General features: G+C 46.3%; 20 protein-coding genes and 2 pseudogenes. 16 read left to right on the top strand and 6 right to left on the bottom strand.

All coding sequences use genetic code 11. The features are described from left to right. Positions 1–53 precede the first annotated feature (53 nt). The 12 genes and pseudogenes from H8S45_RS13445 to H8S45_RS13400 all read left to right on the top strand — a co-directional run bounded on the left by H8S45_RS13445 (position 54) and on the right by H8S45_RS13400 (position 7,822). Entirely contained in the window at positions 54–980 is a 927-nt protein-coding gene (locus H8S45_RS13445) for an ABC transporter ATP-binding protein (protein WP_147574568.1), read from the top strand. Further along, positions 973–1,758, top strand: coding sequence for an ABC transporter permease (locus H8S45_RS13440; RefSeq protein WP_054328123.1), 786 nt, complete (start codon positions 973–975; stop codon positions 1,756–1,758). The genes H8S45_RS13445 and H8S45_RS13440 overlap by 8 nt, the downstream gene beginning before the upstream one ends. 2 nt (positions 1,759–1,760) lie before the next feature. Next, positions 1,761–2,540 (top strand): ABC transporter permease, encoded by a 780-nt coding sequence (locus tag H8S45_RS13435; protein WP_054328124.1) that lies wholly within the window; start codon positions 1,761–1,763, stop codon positions 2,538–2,540. 7 nt (positions 2,541–2,547) lie between these two features. Next, positions 2,548–3,009: a hypothetical protein gene (locus H8S45_RS13430; RefSeq protein ID WP_054328125.1), complete on the top strand. Its 462-nt coding sequence runs from the start codon at positions 2,548–2,550 to the stop codon at positions 3,007–3,009. A 451-nt stretch (positions 3,010–3,460) separates the two neighbouring features. After that, positions 3,461–3,871, top strand: a complete 411-nt coding sequence (locus H8S45_RS13425) for an RNA polymerase sigma factor (protein WP_147574569.1) — start codon at positions 3,461–3,463, stop codon at positions 3,869–3,871. 292 nt (positions 3,872–4,163) lie between these two features. Further along, a complete protein-coding gene (locus tag H8S45_RS13420; RefSeq protein ID WP_054328127.1) occupies positions 4,164–4,367 on the top strand; it encodes a hypothetical protein in 204 nt (67 codons plus the stop codon). 124 nt (positions 4,368–4,491) lie between these two features. After that, complete coding sequence (locus H8S45_RS13415) at positions 4,492–4,758, top strand: DUF6870 family protein (RefSeq protein ID WP_054328128.1); 267 nt, start codon at positions 4,492–4,494, stop codon at positions 4,756–4,758. A 117-nt stretch (positions 4,759–4,875) separates the two neighbouring features. Next, positions 4,876–6,561 (top strand): annotated as a pseudogene (locus tag H8S45_RS13410) (recombinase family protein). A gap of 273 nt (positions 6,562–6,834) precedes the next feature. After that, positions 6,835–6,960: pseudogene (locus H8S45_RS16930) on the top strand (helix-turn-helix domain-containing protein); the annotation flags it as partial. Between the two features lie 84 nt (positions 6,961–7,044). Continuing rightward, on the top strand, positions 7,045–7,260 hold the full coding sequence (locus H8S45_RS16410; RefSeq protein ID WP_243182475.1) for a hypothetical protein: 216 nt from the start codon (positions 7,045–7,047) through the stop codon (positions 7,258–7,260). Then, positions 7,261–7,410 (top strand): DUF6514 family protein, encoded by a 150-nt coding sequence (locus H8S45_RS16925; RefSeq protein ID WP_407925837.1) that lies wholly within the window; start codon positions 7,261–7,263, stop codon positions 7,408–7,410. Beyond that, positions 7,403–7,822 (top strand): sporulation initiation factor Spo0A C-terminal domain-containing protein, encoded by a 420-nt coding sequence (locus H8S45_RS13400; RefSeq protein ID WP_054328130.1) that lies wholly within the window; start codon positions 7,403–7,405, stop codon positions 7,820–7,822. The genes H8S45_RS16925 and H8S45_RS13400 overlap by 8 nt, the downstream gene beginning before the upstream one ends. A gap of 237 nt (positions 7,823–8,059) precedes the next feature. Here the strand turns inward: H8S45_RS13400 and thrC are convergent, their stop codons facing one another. From thrC to H8S45_RS13380, 4 genes are all read right to left on the bottom strand, one after another. After that, positions 8,060–9,205 (bottom strand): threonine synthase, encoded by a 1,146-nt coding sequence (gene thrC / locus H8S45_RS13395; protein ID WP_262564783.1) that lies wholly within the window; start codon positions 9,203–9,205, stop codon positions 8,060–8,062. A gap of 110 nt (positions 9,206–9,315) precedes the next feature. After that, the gene (locus H8S45_RS13390; protein ID WP_054328132.1) at positions 9,316–9,786 is read right to left on the bottom strand and encodes a RidA family protein; all 471 of its coding nucleotides are present in this window, start codon (positions 9,784–9,786) and stop codon (positions 9,316–9,318) included. A 24-nt stretch (positions 9,787–9,810) separates the two neighbouring features. Continuing rightward, positions 9,811–10,491: a helix-turn-helix transcriptional regulator gene (locus H8S45_RS13385; RefSeq protein WP_054328133.1), complete on the bottom strand. Its 681-nt coding sequence runs from the start codon at positions 10,489–10,491 to the stop codon at positions 9,811–9,813. Positions 10,492–10,573: 82 nt separating this feature from the next. Next, positions 10,574–12,004, bottom strand: a complete 1,431-nt coding sequence (locus H8S45_RS13380) for a Na+/H+ antiporter NhaC family protein (protein ID WP_054328134.1) — start codon at positions 12,002–12,004, stop codon at positions 10,574–10,576. Positions 12,005–12,776: 772 nt separating this feature from the next. Between H8S45_RS13380 and H8S45_RS13375 the strand changes: the two genes are divergently transcribed. Further along, on the top strand, positions 12,777–13,019 hold the full coding sequence (locus H8S45_RS13375) for a helix-turn-helix domain-containing protein (protein ID WP_054328135.1): 243 nt from the start codon (positions 12,777–12,779) through the stop codon (positions 13,017–13,019). A gap of 320 nt (positions 13,020–13,339) precedes the next feature. Here the strand turns inward: H8S45_RS13375 and H8S45_RS13370 are convergent, their stop codons facing one another. Both H8S45_RS13370 and H8S45_RS13365 read right to left on the bottom strand, forming a co-directional pair. Next, positions 13,340–13,603 carry a helix-turn-helix transcriptional regulator gene (locus H8S45_RS13370; protein ID WP_147574571.1) on the bottom strand — a complete coding sequence of 88 codons (264 nt, stop codon included), beginning with the start codon at positions 13,601–13,603 and terminating at the stop codon, positions 13,340–13,342. 149 nt (positions 13,604–13,752) lie between these two features. Then, positions 13,753–13,980 carry a helix-turn-helix domain-containing protein gene (locus H8S45_RS13365; protein ID WP_082397358.1) on the bottom strand — a complete coding sequence of 76 codons (228 nt, stop codon included), beginning with the start codon at positions 13,978–13,980 and terminating at the stop codon, positions 13,753–13,755. A gap of 81 nt (positions 13,981–14,061) precedes the next feature. Here H8S45_RS13365 and H8S45_RS13360 point away from each other — a divergent pair, with 81 nt between their 5' ends. The 3 genes from H8S45_RS13360 to H8S45_RS13350 form a co-directional block, all read left to right on the top strand. Beyond that, positions 14,062–15,237 (top strand): sigma factor-like helix-turn-helix DNA-binding protein, encoded by a 1,176-nt coding sequence (locus H8S45_RS13360; RefSeq protein ID WP_186950242.1) that lies wholly within the window; start codon positions 14,062–14,064, stop codon positions 15,235–15,237. A 264-nt stretch (positions 15,238–15,501) separates the two neighbouring features. Further along, complete coding sequence (locus tag H8S45_RS13355) at positions 15,502–16,071, top strand: DNA-3-methyladenine glycosylase I (protein ID WP_054328139.1); 570 nt, start codon at positions 15,502–15,504, stop codon at positions 16,069–16,071. 313 nt (positions 16,072–16,384) lie between these two features. After that, on the top strand, positions 16,385–16,564 hold a 180-nt coding region (locus tag H8S45_RS13350), incomplete at its 3' end, for a hypothetical protein (protein ID WP_186950240.1).

Here is a 16,564-nt window from a genome sequence, read left to right as displayed (position 1 = left end):
GTTAATGCAAGGTTGGCATGATAGAATACCTTACAGAACAGGAGGTTTTGAATATGGACATCAATACAATCATTGAAACAAAAAATCTGACGAAGCAATACGGCTCACAAAAGAGTGTGGCTGACTTAAATATCCATGTGAAGCGTGGGAGAATTTACGGTCTGCTGGGCAGAAACGGAGCCGGAAAAACCACTACCATGAAAATGCTGCTTGGCTTAACGAAGCCGACTTCCGGAGAGGTCAAAATCTGGGGAAAGCCCTTGCAGGGGAATGAAAAGAAATTGCTGCCCCGTATCGGCAGCCTGATAGAGTCCCCCGGATTTTATCCCAATCTGACTGGCACAGAGAACCTGCGTATCTTTGCCACCCTGCGGGGCGTACCCAACAATCATGCCATCAAAGACGCTCTTGATCTGGTAGGACTGCCCTACAAAGATAAAAAGCTCTTTTCTCAGTATTCTCTTGGTATGAAGCAGCGGCTTGCCATCGCCCTTGCCGTTATGCACGATCCGGAACTTTTGATTTTGGATGAGCCGATCAACGGTCTCGATCCCATCGGTATTGCAGAAGTACGATCCTTTATTCGGGAGCTTTGCGATGCAAGAGGAAAAACCATTTTGATTTCCAGTCACATTCTTTCGGAGATTTCCCTGCTGGCTGACGATATTGGAATTATCGACCACGGCGCATTGCTGGAAGAAGAAAGCCTTGCTGAGCTGGAACAAAAAAGCAGTAAGCATATCCGGTTTACACTCTCTGATACTGCGCAGGCGGCAAGAATTTTGGAACGCATTTTCCATGAAAACCATTTTTCCATACAGGACGACCACAATCTGCGCTTGCACAACCTTGATCTGCCTGTGGGGAAAATTGTAACTGCCTTTGTAGAAAACGGATTGGAGGTATCGGAGGCGCATACTTGTGAAGAAAGTCTTGAAGATTACTTCAAGCGTGTGACAGGAGGCGAAGGAATTGCTTAAACTAATCAAATGCGAATTTTTGAAATTGAAACGGAAGAAATTTATTCCGCTGATTATTCTGGCTGCTTTCCTGTTTCCAATCCCGCTGACTTATCTGATGACAACGCCCTCTATGATGGAGCGATATACGGATCAGGCAGATGCTTTCGACGGACTATTTAACATGGTGTTGGGATATGGTATCCAGTTTTTACTGCCCTGCATTATCGGTGTGATTGCCGCTATCCTGTTTTTTATGGAACGCGACAACGACACATTCAAAAATCTGCGTACAATTCCCGTAACCAGCACGCAAATGGTACTTGCAAAAATTATTGTCCTGTTTCTCTTTGGAATTGTTTTTTGTGTGGCTTCTACCATTGTAACAATTCTTTGCGGATTTGGAACATTAGAAGTTTATGGAATAGGCTATAAATTGTTTTTAGCGGTTGAAACAGGAATTTTCATTACGGCAGGAACACTCCCGTTGATTGTTCTTGTTGTCTTTTTCAGTAAAACCTATGTTTTTTCCATTTTGCTGTGTGTCTTTTATAGTGTTCTGAACATGAGTGCTACGGCATTGTTTGACACACTGCCTAAAACTATGTTATGGCTTCTGCCCACGCCACTGACTACTTTTTGGAGTGCAGGAGATATGGCGGCTCATGGAATAAAAATGGACTTGGAGCAAATGACAGGGCTAATTCCTTCAACATTTCAAGTTGTATTCATTCTTGGGATCATGGCATTAGTTTCGTTCTTACTGATTGACAGATTATATAAGCAGAGGGGGGAATAAACATGGTTCGCATTGTAAAAACAGAATTTTATAAATTGAAAAGGTATCATATCCTTTGGGCGGGCGTTGCACTTATGCTCCTATCCGTCCTGCTGACCTTGTTTACCTCTATGGCGAATGATGGTTCCGTTTGGGATTTCGCCTATCTTACAGAACAGGTCATCAAAAACAATATGTCCATGATTTTTCCGATGTGTATCAGCCTAATTGCTGGATATATGATTACTCGTGAGCAGGCGGATGACACATTGAAAAATATTCTGACTGTGCCGATCTCTTTTAAGAAACTGTTGACCGGAAAATTGATTGTGTGCGGCGTATTGTCTATTATTTTCGGGCTGATATGCAGTCTGTTTACAATCATAGCAGAAATGATTGTGGGATTTCCCGGCTTTGAGATTTCCTTAGCTCTAAAAGCAACCTTGCAGATTACTGCGGTTAATTTCTTTTTATATCTTGCGGTTCTGCCGATTATCGCTCTTACTTGTCGGAGGGCAGGTAGCTTTTTAGTCGGTGTAATCATTGCTTTTGTCTATGGATATGGAGGGATGTTTGCCGCAGGAAATATGACATTAGCAAACCTTTATCCGATTACCGCAAGTCTCGGAATGGTAGGCTACCGTAGCTATGATACCGCAGTCAACTGGAATATCGGAACCTGTTCTTGCAGTCTTGTGCTTGCTGTCGTTATTTCTGCCATCTTGATTTTGTGCATGAAAGAGCGAGAAGCAACCCAAACAAAGAAAAAGGCCAAAAAGGTAGCACCAAAGAAAGGCTGGTGATGATTTTATGAAGAAAATAGTTTTAGCATTGGCATTTGTCCTTTTGGGAAGTTTTATGCTTTCTGGCTGTTCAAAAGATGAAATTCTCGATCATTATAATAATATCGTTCAGTCGGCTGGATCCATAGAGCTTACAGGAAAGTTATCTTTGGAAGGAACAAAAGAAAAAGGGATCGATGATTATACGGGAACTTATACGGCTGATTATGAGAATTTTTCAGATACAGAGTATTTGTTTGGAGGAACTTCCATAAAAAGAGAAGCCGGTAAGGAGCTGTCTATTGACTGCACTTTGGAGGTTATGGAAGGTACTGCAAAAGTATTTTGGATTTCTGGATCTGATGAAGCAGTCACTTTGATTGAAACAGCCGGAACTTATAGTGACACAATTACACTTCCTGATGGTGGAAATTATATCGGCATTGAGTGTGAGGACTTTACTGGAAACATTGAATTGAATATTGAATAACATTCTGCCGCACGACGGCAAAAGAAAAAAAGCCGTCGTACAGCAGACACATTTTCACGCGCCCATGAAGCGGCGGCTTTGATTTTCAGAGCCGCCGTTTCTTTTCGTCTATCCTAAACCAACGACGACCTAACACCGTGTAAATCCACGGCGGCATATAGGAGGATTGCCGCCGTGTCTATTTTTGTCTTTTTTCACAGTACACATGATCTACACCAGCTAAAAAAAGCGTAGCTCCCCCTCCGGGACAGTCTGGTTATGAATATGAAATTAGACAGAACAAAAACGAATATGTAACTTCATGCGTCCGTGTGGCTTCATGCCGCCCGGGCGCTTTTGCGTACTTCGAGACAAATTGTCCCGAGGTGCGGGGCGGCTCCCCAGGATGCCGCTCCCCACCGGGCCCCGTTTCGGTCACTCATCCACCCAACACCGAAACGGAGGTTTATTTATGACTACAATCAATCTGAAGGATTTTTATTATTGGTACACACAGGATCAGTTTATCGAAGTTTCTGACGAGGTAGCCGAAGTGTTTGTGTCCGATGCCCGGCACGAAATGGCCTACCAGCGGCGGCTCTCCCAGCATAAGGCGCAATATTCTCTGGACTGCGATGACGGGATCGAATATTCCGCCTGCCTGCATGAGCCAACGCCCCAGGAGCTTCTGGAGCGCATGGAAATGTTCTGCCGCCTATGGAACGCACTCAACTCTTTGCCGGAGATCCAGGGCCGCAGGATTGATGCCCACATCATTCTTGGAAAGAGCATCAAGGAAATTGCCGAGGCCGAGGGTGTACATGAGGAGTCTGTCCGCCAGTCCATCAAGCGTGGCCTTGAGCGCATGAAAAAAACTTTTTGATTTTTTCATTTTCCCCACTTGGAAATGATGAAAAAATGTCTCGGTTTATGAGAGGAGGTTTTCTTCTCAGCACTGATGAACAGGAGCGGCCCCGGGCATAGTGCGGGGAGCCGGGCGGCGGGTGCGCTGTGACTTTCTCCATTGGGAAACGAGCGAACAACACCAACGCCGCAAATGGGCCGGGCCGCCCTCTCATCTGTGCGGGATCGCCGTCCCGAAAGTTGTTGTCTTTGGACAGGTCAAGAAAATGTGGGCGGCGATCCCTAAATTTTAGGAAAGCGAGGTACAGTCTATGAACTACGATCCCGCAGAATTGGCGGCCCTGTTATCTGAGCCGTGGAGCAACGGAGCTTGCCGTGGCTATGTGATTATGGCGATGGAAAACTGCGGCTTTGCTGGCGATGACATACGCCGTATGATGGCCGAGCTCCATGAGCTGTTTGACTTCGTTTCTCTGGAAGAGGCCGAGGCCCATTATCAAAAAAGCCTTTTCTGACTTCGAGACATTGTGTCCCGATGTGGAGCAAGACAAGAGGACGGCACTTTTTTCGGTGCCGTCCTCTTGCGTTTCCCCACGATATGCGGGAGGCGTATCCTATTTTTGATAAGGAGGTTTTACCGTGAGATTAACGGCAAAGGAACTGGAACAAATGAAAAGCGTTGACATCGGCGCAGTGGCTCCTGAGTCCCTGCCGGATGTGAGCGGTATGGCCTTTGATACCTCTCTCCCCCGGGAGGAGCGGATCGCTCTGTTTTTGCAGGCGGTAGAAAATCCATACTGCTTTTGCATCGGCGGGATCGGTGTGAAAATTGAATTTGCGGAAAGCGGACCGTCCTTACAGGACACGCTGACGGACTTTCTGCTCCGGCAAAAAAGCGGGCTGTAACTTCGGTTATGGCCTGTTTGCTACTTCGAGACAAAGTGTCCCAAGGCGGAGGCATCCTTGTTGTCCCGCCCGGGCAGAGGTATAATATAGATGTAATGTGATAGGGAAGGAGGAACAATGGCACGAACAAAAAACAGAGGATTGCAACAGAGTTTCTCTCCCTCTTATACCGTCCGCCGCTGGCGGCTGGGCGCATACATCCGGCTTTCTAAAGAGGATTTGAAAAAAGTTAAAGACGGCAAGGATGACAGCAACAGCGTGAAAAACCAGCGTGACCTGCTGGGGGATTTCTACTTTAAGCATCAGAACGAATTTGAAAGCATCGCAGAGTATGTGGATGACGGCCACACCGGGACGGACGCCAACCGGGAGGACTTCTAACGGCTCCTTGCCGATGTAATGAGTGGCAAAATAAATTGTGTGATCGTCAAAGACCTTTCCCGTTTCGCAAGAAATTACAGCGATGCAGGCAGTCTGATTGACAACCTGTTTGTTCAAATGGGCGTCCGCTTTATCAGCCTTGCCGAGAATGTAGACAGCTACCGTGACCCGGACAGCGTTTCCAGCATTATCGTCCCCATTACGAATGTAATGAACGATCAATACTGCCACCAGACCTCAAAGAAGATCCGCCAGGTCTTTGACTACAAGCGGCGCAACGGGCAGTATATCGGCTCCTTTGCTCCCTATGGCTATGTGAAAGACCCGAAAGACAAGCACCAGTTGATTGTCGATCCCGAGGCGGCTGAAATAGTCAAGCTCATTTATGACCTGTGTTTGCAGGGCATGGCTCGGCGGTCTATCGTCTATCACTTGAACGATCACGGTATACCGAGCCCGGCTACCTACCGCAAGGAAAAGGGCCTGCCTGTGAGCTCACCATCGGACACTCCCCTGTGGGGCGATAAGGCCGTAACCCTTATTCTCACAAACCCGATTTATACCGGGGATTTGGTGCAGGGCCGCCACCGGGTGAAAAGCTACAAGGTACACCAGATCGAGGAAGTGCCCGAGGAAGAATGGGTACGGGTTCCCGATACTCACAAGGCCATCATAGAGCGGGAGACTTTTGAAAAGGTGCAATCTCTCTTAAAGCGGGATACCCGGCGGGCTCCCCGGACAAAGGAGCTTCACCTATTCAGCGGCTTCCTCCGCTGTGCGGATTGTGGAAAGTCTGTTACCCGAAGCTCAAGCGGGCAAAGCACCCGTTACCTTTGCTCTACTTACAAAAACCGTTCTCGGACAGCCTGCACCATGCACTCTATCAAGCATGAGCGGCTGGAGGCCGCTGTCCTGTTCGCTGTACGGCAACAGGTACATCTGGCGGTTTCCTACTCCGAGATTATCGCCCGGATCAATTCGGCCCCCATCAAAAAAAGCCAGTCTTTCCGACTGGACGATCTGATAGCCGCCAAGGAGCGGGAACTGGCAAAAGTGACCCGGTACAAGCAGTCTCTTTATCAAGACTGGAAAGACGGGGAAATTACCCAGCAGGACTACCGGGATATGAAAGCCGATTATGAGCGGCAGGCCGTATCCCTCTCGGACATTCTGGCCCGGCTGACCGCTGAACGGGCGGAGCTGGCAAACGGTGTAAATAATGAGCATCCTGCTCTTGTAGCCTTTATGAAGTACCAGAACATTGAAACACTCAACCGGGAAATTCTGATTGAGCTTGTAGACCATATCAAGGTTTACGAAAACGGCAATATCAGTGTGAAATTCAAATTTGCTGACGAGCTCCGCCGGATTGCCGAGTACATTGAAATCAACACCACTCAAAACCCCGCTGTGGCGGGCTGATACCCGCCACATACCTTTCTGACAGTGTGTATTCCTAATAAGAAACATTCATATGATTGTTATACCAACGCTATAGATAACAACTGCCCAAAACGAAATCGTCTGTGAAATCAGGCGTATTTTTAATCATGTCGAAAAGTTGTACTTTTTGACGAGAAGCTGCCATTTACCCCCAGAAGCTGCTTCCTTATGCTTTTGCATAAGAAGGTGTTCTAATGAAAATAGAGAGAAACATTTTCAGCCACATTAAGGAAAGAACTGGACAAAAGAGGGGTGGGGTTTCAAGAGTTCGCGCAGGAATTGGGGATACCAAGGACTACATTAACGGACTATATGAAAGGTACGTCCCATCCGCGGGCAGATTCATCGGAATATCTGGCAGAAAAGCTGGGCATTTCACTGTCTGAACTGGTATCCGGTGATGGCAGCCCACACAACGATGGGCTTCCCTGTATAGAGCCTGTGCTAATGGAGATACCAGCCTTGCATCCACGAACCATACCGATCGCGAGGGATGCGGTCTCACTGCTGCAGGACGCATTCCGGCTCTCTGATGACCTGTACGGTTTGAAAGAAAATGAGACAGAGGATGAAAGCAGCGACGAAGTATATAGATACTTCCTGCATGAAATGATGGTCCCGTCCTATCATTCCCCAGCTTATGGGATACTGGCAAAACAGCGGTTCGGACAAGGCTAGGTGACCATTACGCTTGTATCTGCATTTTCTCATGATAAACGTGCAGTTGAACAACTCGCTGCACGTTGTACGAAGTTTCAGCTCTCGCCCGTCCATCTTCTGGACGTGATCCATGATTTCCTGATAGGGTGTACGTTGTCTTATGATTGATACCGCACATCCTACGGCAGGCAGCGCTGGCAGGACGAGTACATACGAAACAGGCAGAACAAACGGGGATACAGAAGCGATCCGCAATCTGTTATTCAGGCTTGGTGTAACTGCAAAATACAAAGGCTATTTTTATGTAGTCCATTCAGTATTCCTGTGTATGGAAGGACCGGAACGACTCCTGTCCGTAACAAAGCGGCTTTACCCGGAAGTTGCCAGAAAGCACAAGACGAATTGGAAGGCCGTGGAACGGAATATCCGGGCAGTCTCTGTCGCTGCATGGTCTGCTAACCACCTGTTTCTGGAAACACTGGCCAACAGGCCGCTGGATAGGTACTTATACGCTGCTGAATTTATTTCTGTGATCTTGAACGCCGTTTTAACCGGCGGTATTGTATTGTCCTGGAGATAAATGATTTTTCCCTTCGAAACGAGGAGCTGGCAGCAATCTGCCAGCTCCTTTTTCGTCTTTGATATGCTGTTTGACAGCAAAACCTCCCTGACAGGTTCTCGTTGTAGGATTTGATGCTTACAGTAAAAATAATGTATTATACTCCATTGGAACACAAAAAGAGCGTCTGCCGTTCACAGCTCATGTTGTGAACGGCAAATGCCTTGGCAAATGCCTTTTTGTAAGTGTCATCTCTTTTCACTGAGTTTTCTTCAAAAGAATCTCCAACTGCTCTACTTTGGATATAGGCTGCAAGATGTTACACCGGCGCCCCGTATACTTAAATCCATGCCCTGTTAATACGCTAACTACAGTAGCGCCCTTTTTCAGGAAACCCTCATTCCACAGCTTGCTTACCGCGCCAATGGCCGTCGCGGAAGTGGGTTCGCAATAATATCCTACTTTTGTCTCCACCATCTGCGTGGCCTGCCAGATCTCACCTTCTGTCAGACAGAGCATCATGCCGCCGGATGCACGGGCTGTCTGCAATGTTAATGTTCCATCGTTCTCGTAGCCCACCAGAGGATCGCTGATTCCTCCTGCAATGGTCGAGATAGTGCCATCCCAGCAATGCACCTGCGCGTCTCCGTTCAGATAGGCTCGGGTAATGGGCATGCATTGTTCACTTTGAACGCCCACCATGGCTGGCAGCGGCTGCTGCGCAGGTACACGTCCCAAATGCCGCAGTTCGTCAAACCCCTTGTAGGCTCCGATCATCAGCGGACCGGACGCAATGGGAATGATAACCACATCAGGGAAGCGGCCACCCAACTGCTCAAATATCTCATAGGCAACCGTTTTATCCGCCTCAACAGTATAGGGATTCAGAAAGGTAGAGGTGATGTTGGGCCATCCAAACCGCTTCGCGCAAAGGTCAGCCATATCGTAAGAGTGGGAATAATTTCCCGTTACGGGAATCACTGTTGCACCGTAGGACGCGGCTTGGATCACTTTTCCGGGATCCGTGCTTTCAGGCACAAACACCACGCATTCCATACCGGCTCGGGCCGAATAAGCGGCCGTGGCCGCCGCAGCGTTTCCCGAAGAAGCAATCACTACTTTCTCGGCGCCGGCTTCCTTTGCGGCGGATACACCCACGCTGGAAGGCCGGTCTTTAAAGGATCCAGAAGGATTCAGATGCTCCGCTTTGATGTACCACTCTATCTGCGCACCGTAAATATCCGCCATCCGCTGGCAACGAAGCAACGGCGTTCCTCCCTCGCCTAAACTAACAATATTTTCTTCCTGCTGCAATGGTAACAAAGGCAGGTATTTCCACAGACCCGGCAACTCCGGCAGGGTCAGCCGCCCATCTTGGGCAAGAGCATCGTAATCGTATTTCACTTCCAAAATGCCCCCGCAGTGAGGGCAGGCATATTGCAGTTCCAACGGGAATTGTGACCCGCAGGAGCGGCAGGCGAGTCGGTTCGCATACATCTATCTTCAGGTCCTCCTCAATCCCGCAGTTCTACAATCAATTCTATTTCCACAGGTACGTTTCCGGGCAACACATTCACACCAATGGCAGAACGGGCTGCTTTTCCGATCTGATCGCCAAATGCCAAGCACAACAGTTCACTTGCACCGTTCATCACCTGTGGCTGGGCGTAAAAATCATTAGCACTGGCCACAAATCCCAACAGTTTTACTACACTGGCTATCCTGTCCAAATCTCCAATGTTCGCTTTCAGAACCGCCAGCGCGTTCAACGCGCACTGTTCAGCCGCTTTCTCGGCCTGTTCCAGTGTCAGTTCGGCGCCCACTTTCCCTTCAAAGGTCTCACCGCCCTGCAGATTGCATGCCACACCAGACAAATAGGCGCACCGCATACCAAAAGGACGCACAGGTGTGTACATTCCGCCTGGAAGAGGAGCCGGGGGCAAGTTCAGTCCCGCCAACTCCAAACGTTTTTCCACTTCACTCATAACTAGACCTCCTCGTGCCTAAGTTTATTTCGCCATTTCTGAATTTTTTCGCACGGTATCTAAATAATTATAAAATGTAAACTTGGAGATGTTCAAAAATTTGCAGGTTCTTTCGCTGGATTTGCTGATTAGGAACGCCCCCTTTTCATCCAGATACTTCAAAAAAGCCAGCTTGTGTTCTCTGGTCATAGATTGGGGCGGGACCCCTACATGCTTTTGAGCCTGCCCTAACATGCAATCCAACAGTTCTGCTACATTGCTGGTAATAAACTCTTCTACTTGATCATTTTCCTGCGTCGGACTGTTTGGAATCAAGGAATACCCGCCATTCTGCTCATAAATATATTTTTCCAGACGCAAACTTTCAGTGATATCTTGATTCACGCATAAAGCTCCAATGACCTTGCCCGCATCGTTATAAAAGTAGACGCTGGAAGAGCGCAAAATTTTACCATCTTGGGTGTTAGAGATATAGTTGAAACGATCTCCATCGATTTTGGTTCCACGCAAAACTTCCAACCCTAAATTGGTGCCGCTATCTCCCACTTTCCTTCCAGACACATGCCCGTTCACGATATCCACAATGGTGGATTCATAGTCTCGTGTAAGATCATGGAGGACAACTTCGCAATTGGAGCCAAACTGTCGTGCGAACAATTGCATTAACTTTTTAAAGGTCTGGATCTCGTCTTCAATTTTTTTCATAAGTAAACACTTCGATTCTTCTTTTATTTCTAATAAGTTCTATTTTAGAAGAAATCGGTTTTACTTGTCAACACAAAGCGGTTCATCCATTCAGCTTCTTGACAGGAGTCCCATCCTCGCCCACATAGCGCCGTCCATATCCAGTCAAAATAGCAATCACATATAGTACAATTAGCACCATGGGATAGATTACAAATAGCGGTAACATGGGACCATCCAGCGTGGACACATGCTCACCAAAGATTTCTTGTGCTTGAATCGCCATTACAATAGGCACAGTGATGGTTACGTTATAAGGCAATGCATACGTTACGCCTGTAGCCATACAGTCCATGATATTGGCAATGCGGTAGGGATGAATGTGGAACTTCCTGCCGATAGATTTTCCAAAAGACGAGCCAACTGTGAAAATGGCTGCCGAATTGGTTACGGTTACAACGCCCATGAAGAAAGACAAGACTGCTACAGAAAGTTCAGCGTTCACTACGGTCTTGACTACTTTGCCCACTTGCTCCATCAGTTCCTGATCGCCGCCACCTTCCCTTAGCACCTGCACACAAGCGATAATCAAAATCACCAGCAGTGCATTGGGGAGCATATCACTGACACCAGTCGCCAGAGAGCCACCCACTGAGCCTTCCTCAATAGTAACAAGCGTAGATGCGCTGGGCATTTGAAATAAATACACAAACACCAGCCCTACAACACTTCCGATAATCATAGCGTATATGATGTCACCTTTTTTCATTGCTAACACAATAGTCAGTAATGCAGGAATCAGCATTAAGAGCCCTTTGGGATACATCTGCTCTTGAAGCAATTCCAAAGGTACTATATCGGCACTGTTTTGCCCTATGAGCATTCCTAGAACAAAAGTGATGACAATAGTAATTGCCGCAGCAACTAATGAATAGCGTAGGCGGGATTTTACAACACCACCTACATCGGTTTCCATACTAGCTGCTGAGCAGATTGTCGTGTCTGAAACCGGAGCCAAGTTGTCGCCGAAGCAACCGCCACCGATGATAGCTCCTGCCAGCAGCATTGGATTTGCGCCTAGTAACGTTCCAGCTGGATATAGCACCGACATACAGGCTACAATTGCACCAAATCCGGTTCCAGCTGCCGTGGCAAACAAACAGGCGGCCAAAAATGCTACAATGATGAATATTGTACCTGTGGCGCCCAGTTCATAAGCAGCCCAGATGATACCTCCCACAAGGCCGGACTCCCGCAGAATCGCCGCAAATAATCCCGCAAAAATGAAACACGCAAATGGAATGGTCGCTCCTTTGTCGCCAAATCCCCTTAGAATTGCCTCGCAGTAACCGCTACGATCTTTTGCAAAAAAGAATGTAATAAAAATGCCTGTAAATGCGGCTAACCAAAGCCCTTGCACTGCAGGGGCACCTTTGATGGTAAATCCCGCGGTGACTAAGATAAAAATTATAATAGGTAAAAATGATATCCAAACCCCACCGTAGAATTCCAATCTCTTTTTCTCAGTTTCCATATTGCACTTCCTCTCCATTACTGTTCAGATGTATTATATCCGACAAAGCCACATGGGCCTAACAAAAAATAAGTTTTTAAAACTTTTTTTTTGTTATGCAAATAGTATAATAAATTTACTTATGTTTGTAAATAATAGTTTTATCCAATAAAACAACTGACCTATTGGGTATTTTGACAAAATTTAAGCACTGTACCAGCAAGTGAATCGAAGGTAAGCGTAAAATAAGCCAGCTGAAAGCAGAAGAAGTCAATATATGATACACGAACAGCCTATGAAAAAGACTCCCGTGTGATATCTACACGAGAGTCCTTCTTTAAGGGGCTTACGCAATGAAAAATTGTTGTTTATGTCATACTTGATTATGTTGTTGCGGCGACTCCGTGTTGCCGGCACCACTCCCTCACAGGCAGACCGCTGTTACGACACTCCTGTATTGCCAGTCCCCATTCCAGCACTTTTTTCGCTTGATGCTTCAACTTGTTGCTCGTCATCTGCTTACACCGTCTAACATTAATAGTGGTGGAACGTTCCGCCACATTACCACCGCTATTTTCTCATATCTTTCTACCCGTCTTTGTGTTTTACGCTTACGCCATTTTGCCTTAAGATCTTCGCATTGCCAGCTTTGAAACCGGAACCAGTGTTCAGCATAATTCGACATTTCCCGCACCTTCGCTTCATACAATTTACCCAATATAGGGATGGCCTTAAAGCGGGAAAATGTCAATAAAGGGAAGCGCTGATACAATTATAGATCAGTAGGGGCGCTATGGATTTGAAAAGTATTATCAGCTATCAGAGAGTCGAATACGGTTATGTCAGGGTAAAATTGGCTGATGTGATGAAAAGCCATGGCATTACCCGTAACGGTTTGCGCACCTTGACTGGCGTCAAGTACAGTGTGATTGACCGGTATTATAAAGGGCAGGATATTGCACTGGCTGACCTTGATTTTCTTGCAAAGTGTTGCTATGTTCTGGATTGTACGATCCCCGATCTGCTGGAATACTAGGCATCCGTAAACAAACTTATTCCATGAGAACACAAAAAATCGGCCTGGACGCAACGATACGTCCAGACCGGTTTTCCTTTTCAGGCATATAAAGAGCAGTCCTTTTTCTGAAAAATATAAATAAACAGCGGTATCCCAACATTCATGTCTCGGATACCACTGTTTTTGAATTTAACCTGAAACGTTCATCTTTTCTCAACGCTTCCTTGGAGCTTTTTAATATATCTAAATAAAATGCAAATATTGTATGTTTTGTGATAAAACGATACATGTTGTCGGACAATATTCTTATTTTATCGAGCAGTTATACGATATTGCCTTTATTCAGGTTTTTTTGAAGAACGGCAAGTCGAGATATCCTTGAAAAATTCTTCATACTTTACGCCAAATATCATTTGCAAACCTACCAAATCACTAACAAATAAATTTCCCCTGCCCATCTCAATGAGTGAGTAAGTGCTTCGGCTGATTGGGGAACCGAGTACCTGTAGTTTAGCAACGGTTTGTTCCTGGGTCAGCCCACATGTCAACCGAATCCTTTTCAGGTTTGCGCCAAACGTCTCATTCCCCAATAATTTTGGCATGGCAATCTCCTAAATAATCATAATTACTGAAAATAGTGTATCAAGATTGTTGCCCAGCGTTGCTTATATCTGTAAGCGGTGGTATAATTATTATCAATGTTAAGAAGTGCCTACAAAAAACACTCGGGTTTTCCGAGTGTACGCATTAGCTATTTGGTTTTGGGATAGGGGTATGCACATTCCGTAATTCCGACTAAATAATCCAAACTTACATTGTAAAACCTTGCAAGAAGCATGGCGCTTTCTAAAGGGATTCGAGTTTTGCCGCTCTCATAATCGGAATAGGTGCGTTGACCAACGCAAAGGATATCCGCAATTTGCTGTTGCGTATATCCTCTATCCTCGCGTATTTCTCGAATTTTTTCATAATATCGCATTCCAATCCCTCGTATACAGAATACTATATAAACAAGGATTGCCTGCGAAATAGAGTTATAAACTCTGAAAGAGGGACGTATATGGCAATTTGCACATTCGTCGGGCATAATGCCCTATATGACGATGACATTTACAAGCGGACAGTCGGCGCGGCGTTTGAAGTAGCCAAGCAAAATGATACGGTGGAGTTTCAGTTTTTCTGGAAAGGGAAGCACAGCTTCAGCCGTATCAGCCTTGTCGCGGCTCTGGATGCAAAGGCTCATTTTCCGCAAAAAGAGATCACTATAACACTGGTCACAAGGCCAAACCATTATAACCAGCTCCTTCAGGAGCTGCAGCAGGGAGACGCGGGTATCCCTGCCTGTCTGATCGACAAAGTGATCGCGCCGGGCGTTGGGGATACGCATAGAAGCAACCGCAATATCGGGACCGGTGTCAACATGATCGAACGCTGGATGCTGTCCCGCTCAACGCATTTAATAAGCTATCTGTATCTGGCGCTCTATGACGAGGAAAACTGGCAATATGAATATGCCGAAAAAAAGGGCGTGACGATTCTGGATGTTTGCAGCGAGCTAACCATGCAATTTGTTCGGGATGGCTTTGCCTCCCTGAAGGACGGGCAGGGTCTTGTCCTCGCAGAGCGGCAGGCTGGAAGTACGCGCAAGGAAATTGGAGAGCGGTTGGGTATCTCGTCCGGCGCTGTCAAAACGATAGAGCAGAAAGCGATCCGTGCGCTGCGGTGGTATGTGATTACAAGGGCGTCGGAAAATGGGCATAGCTGGAAGCCGCAGGAACCGGACGTTTGCAGCATTTTTTCTTTGGGGCCGGTCACCTGTCAAAGCCTGTGCCTGTTCGGACAGGCAGTGCGCTTTTTGGTAGAAACTTATGGTGTGAACCGCTTCCATATCATATCCGACTACTGCTCCTCCGGTTACATGAGCATGCTGAAGCGTGAAACGAAAGGGGTTCCCCATGCATGTATCATAGGGGTCGCCAATATGCCGGACATGGACGAACAGGAATGGGGCGACTACAAGGCGCAGCATATCCCGCCCTGTAACAGGGTAGAGAATTTGAATATCCCTGTTTCAGGCGCACGGCGGGAGGAGTTGTCAGTCCTGGCGCATTTGATCGAACACTCGAAGTTTTGTTTATGTAACCTGTCGGAGAATATGTTTGCAGGGGATATCAGGTATTATGTGGCAAAGTCGCGCGGCGCGGTGCTGCTGGATATCGGAAAAAAGCACACATAAAATATGAATTTACCTGATTAGAACACAAAAAAACGGTCTGGACCATCTCGTTCAATCCGGTTTTGTTTTTAAGTCGTGCAGTTGCATGACTTGAAGTGTTTAACAGAAAACTTATTAGCCTATGATTTGTAATAGTACTACTCCATATAAAATACAAGGCTAATAAGTAGCTTTTCAAAAGCAGAAAATAAATAGCAATGCTTATAACAGCATGATATAATGCAGGTAAGAGCAACTTGGAATTTTTACGAAACGGAGGTTCTCATGAAGAAAGACGATAGAAAAAGGTGTTCGTGGGCAACTACGGAACGCTATAAAGAATACCATGACAGAGAGTGGGGAAAGCCAGTTCATAATGATAGAAAACTATTTGAAATGCTAATTCTCGAAGGTATGCAAGCTGGATTATCATGGCTAACGATATTAAATAAAAGAATGGCATTTCGAGAAGCCTTTGACCAGTTTGATTATCATAAAATTGCTCTCTATAACGAAACTAAAATTGATGAGTTAATGCAAAATCCCAATATTGTTCGCAACAGGTTGAAAATCAAGTCGTCAATCATAAACGCACAGCAATTTATTAAAGTTCAAGAAGAATATGGAAGCTTTGATGCGTTTATTTGGTCTTATGTTGATAACAAACCTATCCTTGATCATTTTAAGTCGGAAACTGAAATTCCTGCAAAAACGCCGCTTTCAGATAAAATAAGTAAGGACTTGAAAGAACGCGGTTTTAAATTTGTAGGTAGTACGATTGTATATGCCTATATGCAGGCAATCGGAATTGTAAATGACCATGTGAAAAGTTGCTATTTGTATGTACCGGAATAATTATTTTATATATGCCCTTTAAGCGTTGATTTTCCATATCGCTACATTTGTTCTGAGTACCGACCCAGTCGATCTATTCTGTTGGCCTGCATTTTGTGGAGGAAACCTCCACTTCACAAGGGAGGAATAAGAGGATATAATAAAGGAGAAATCAGGTCAGAGTATTCGTGTCAGAGTAACCGCCCAGAGGCAGTCTGCCTGCCTGAGTTGTACATGATTTCGCAGCCTGATGAACACCGCAAAGACCGTATAGTACCTAATGGTGCTGTGCGGTCTTTTTTTGCGCAAAGATGGAAAGGAAGATCAATATGCAATGACAGAAAAGCTGATGAAAGCTATCTACAGTGACCCAGCCCAAACAATCACCCTTACAACCTGGGCGGATACCGTTGCCGTGGACCCGCGGGACAATTTGCTCATCGCGGTCCGGCTGGGCGGTTATCCGGAAGTGACAGCCGGCCTTGTCAACGCGGTCAGCGGCGGAGGCACGCTG

This window comes from Agathobaculum faecis (assembly GCF_014287995.1).
GTDB lineage: Bacteria > Bacillota > Clostridia > Oscillospirales > Butyricicoccaceae > Agathobaculum > Agathobaculum ammoniilyticum.
This window is presented reverse-complemented; position numbering and strand designations above follow the sequence as displayed.

Coding starts and splice junctions, on each gene's coding strand:
- H8S45_RS13445 (WP_147574568.1), top strand. CDS start 54: ATGGACATCAATACAATCATTGAAACAAAAAATCTGACGAAGCAATAC.
- H8S45_RS13435 (WP_054328124.1), top strand. CDS start 1,761: ATGGTTCGCATTGTAAAAACAGAATTTTATAAATTGAAAAGGTATCAT.
- H8S45_RS13430 (WP_054328125.1), top strand. CDS start 2,548: ATGAAGAAAATAGTTTTAGCATTGGCATTTGTCCTTTTGGGAAGTTTT.
- H8S45_RS13425 (WP_147574569.1), top strand. CDS start 3,461: ATGACTACAATCAATCTGAAGGATTTTTATTATTGGTACACACAGGAT.
- H8S45_RS13420 (WP_054328127.1), top strand. CDS start 4,164: ATGAACTACGATCCCGCAGAATTGGCGGCCCTGTTATCTGAGCCGTGG.
- H8S45_RS13400 (WP_054328130.1), top strand. CDS start 7,403: ATGATTGATACCGCACATCCTACGGCAGGCAGCGCTGGCAGGACGAGT.
- H8S45_RS13390 (WP_054328132.1), bottom strand. CDS start 9,786: ATGAGTGAAGTGGAAAAACGTTTGGAGTTGGCGGGACTGAACTTGCCC.
- H8S45_RS13385 (WP_054328133.1), bottom strand. CDS start 10,491: ATGAAAAAAATTGAAGACGAGATCCAGACCTTTAAAAAGTTAATGCAA.
- H8S45_RS13380 (WP_054328134.1), bottom strand. CDS start 12,004: ATGGAAACTGAGAAAAAGAGATTGGAATTCTACGGTGGGGTTTGGATA.
- H8S45_RS13375 (WP_054328135.1), top strand. CDS start 12,777: ATGGATTTGAAAAGTATTATCAGCTATCAGAGAGTCGAATACGGTTAT.
- H8S45_RS13370 (WP_147574571.1), bottom strand. CDS start 13,603: ATGCCAAAATTATTGGGGAATGAGACGTTTGGCGCAAACCTGAAAAGG.
- H8S45_RS13365 (WP_082397358.1), bottom strand. CDS start 13,980: ATGCGATATTATGAAAAAATTCGAGAAATACGCGAGGATAGAGGATAT.
- H8S45_RS13360 (WP_186950242.1), top strand. CDS start 14,062: ATGGCAATTTGCACATTCGTCGGGCATAATGCCCTATATGACGATGAC.
- H8S45_RS13355 (WP_054328139.1), top strand. CDS start 15,502: ATGAAGAAAGACGATAGAAAAAGGTGTTCGTGGGCAACTACGGAACGC.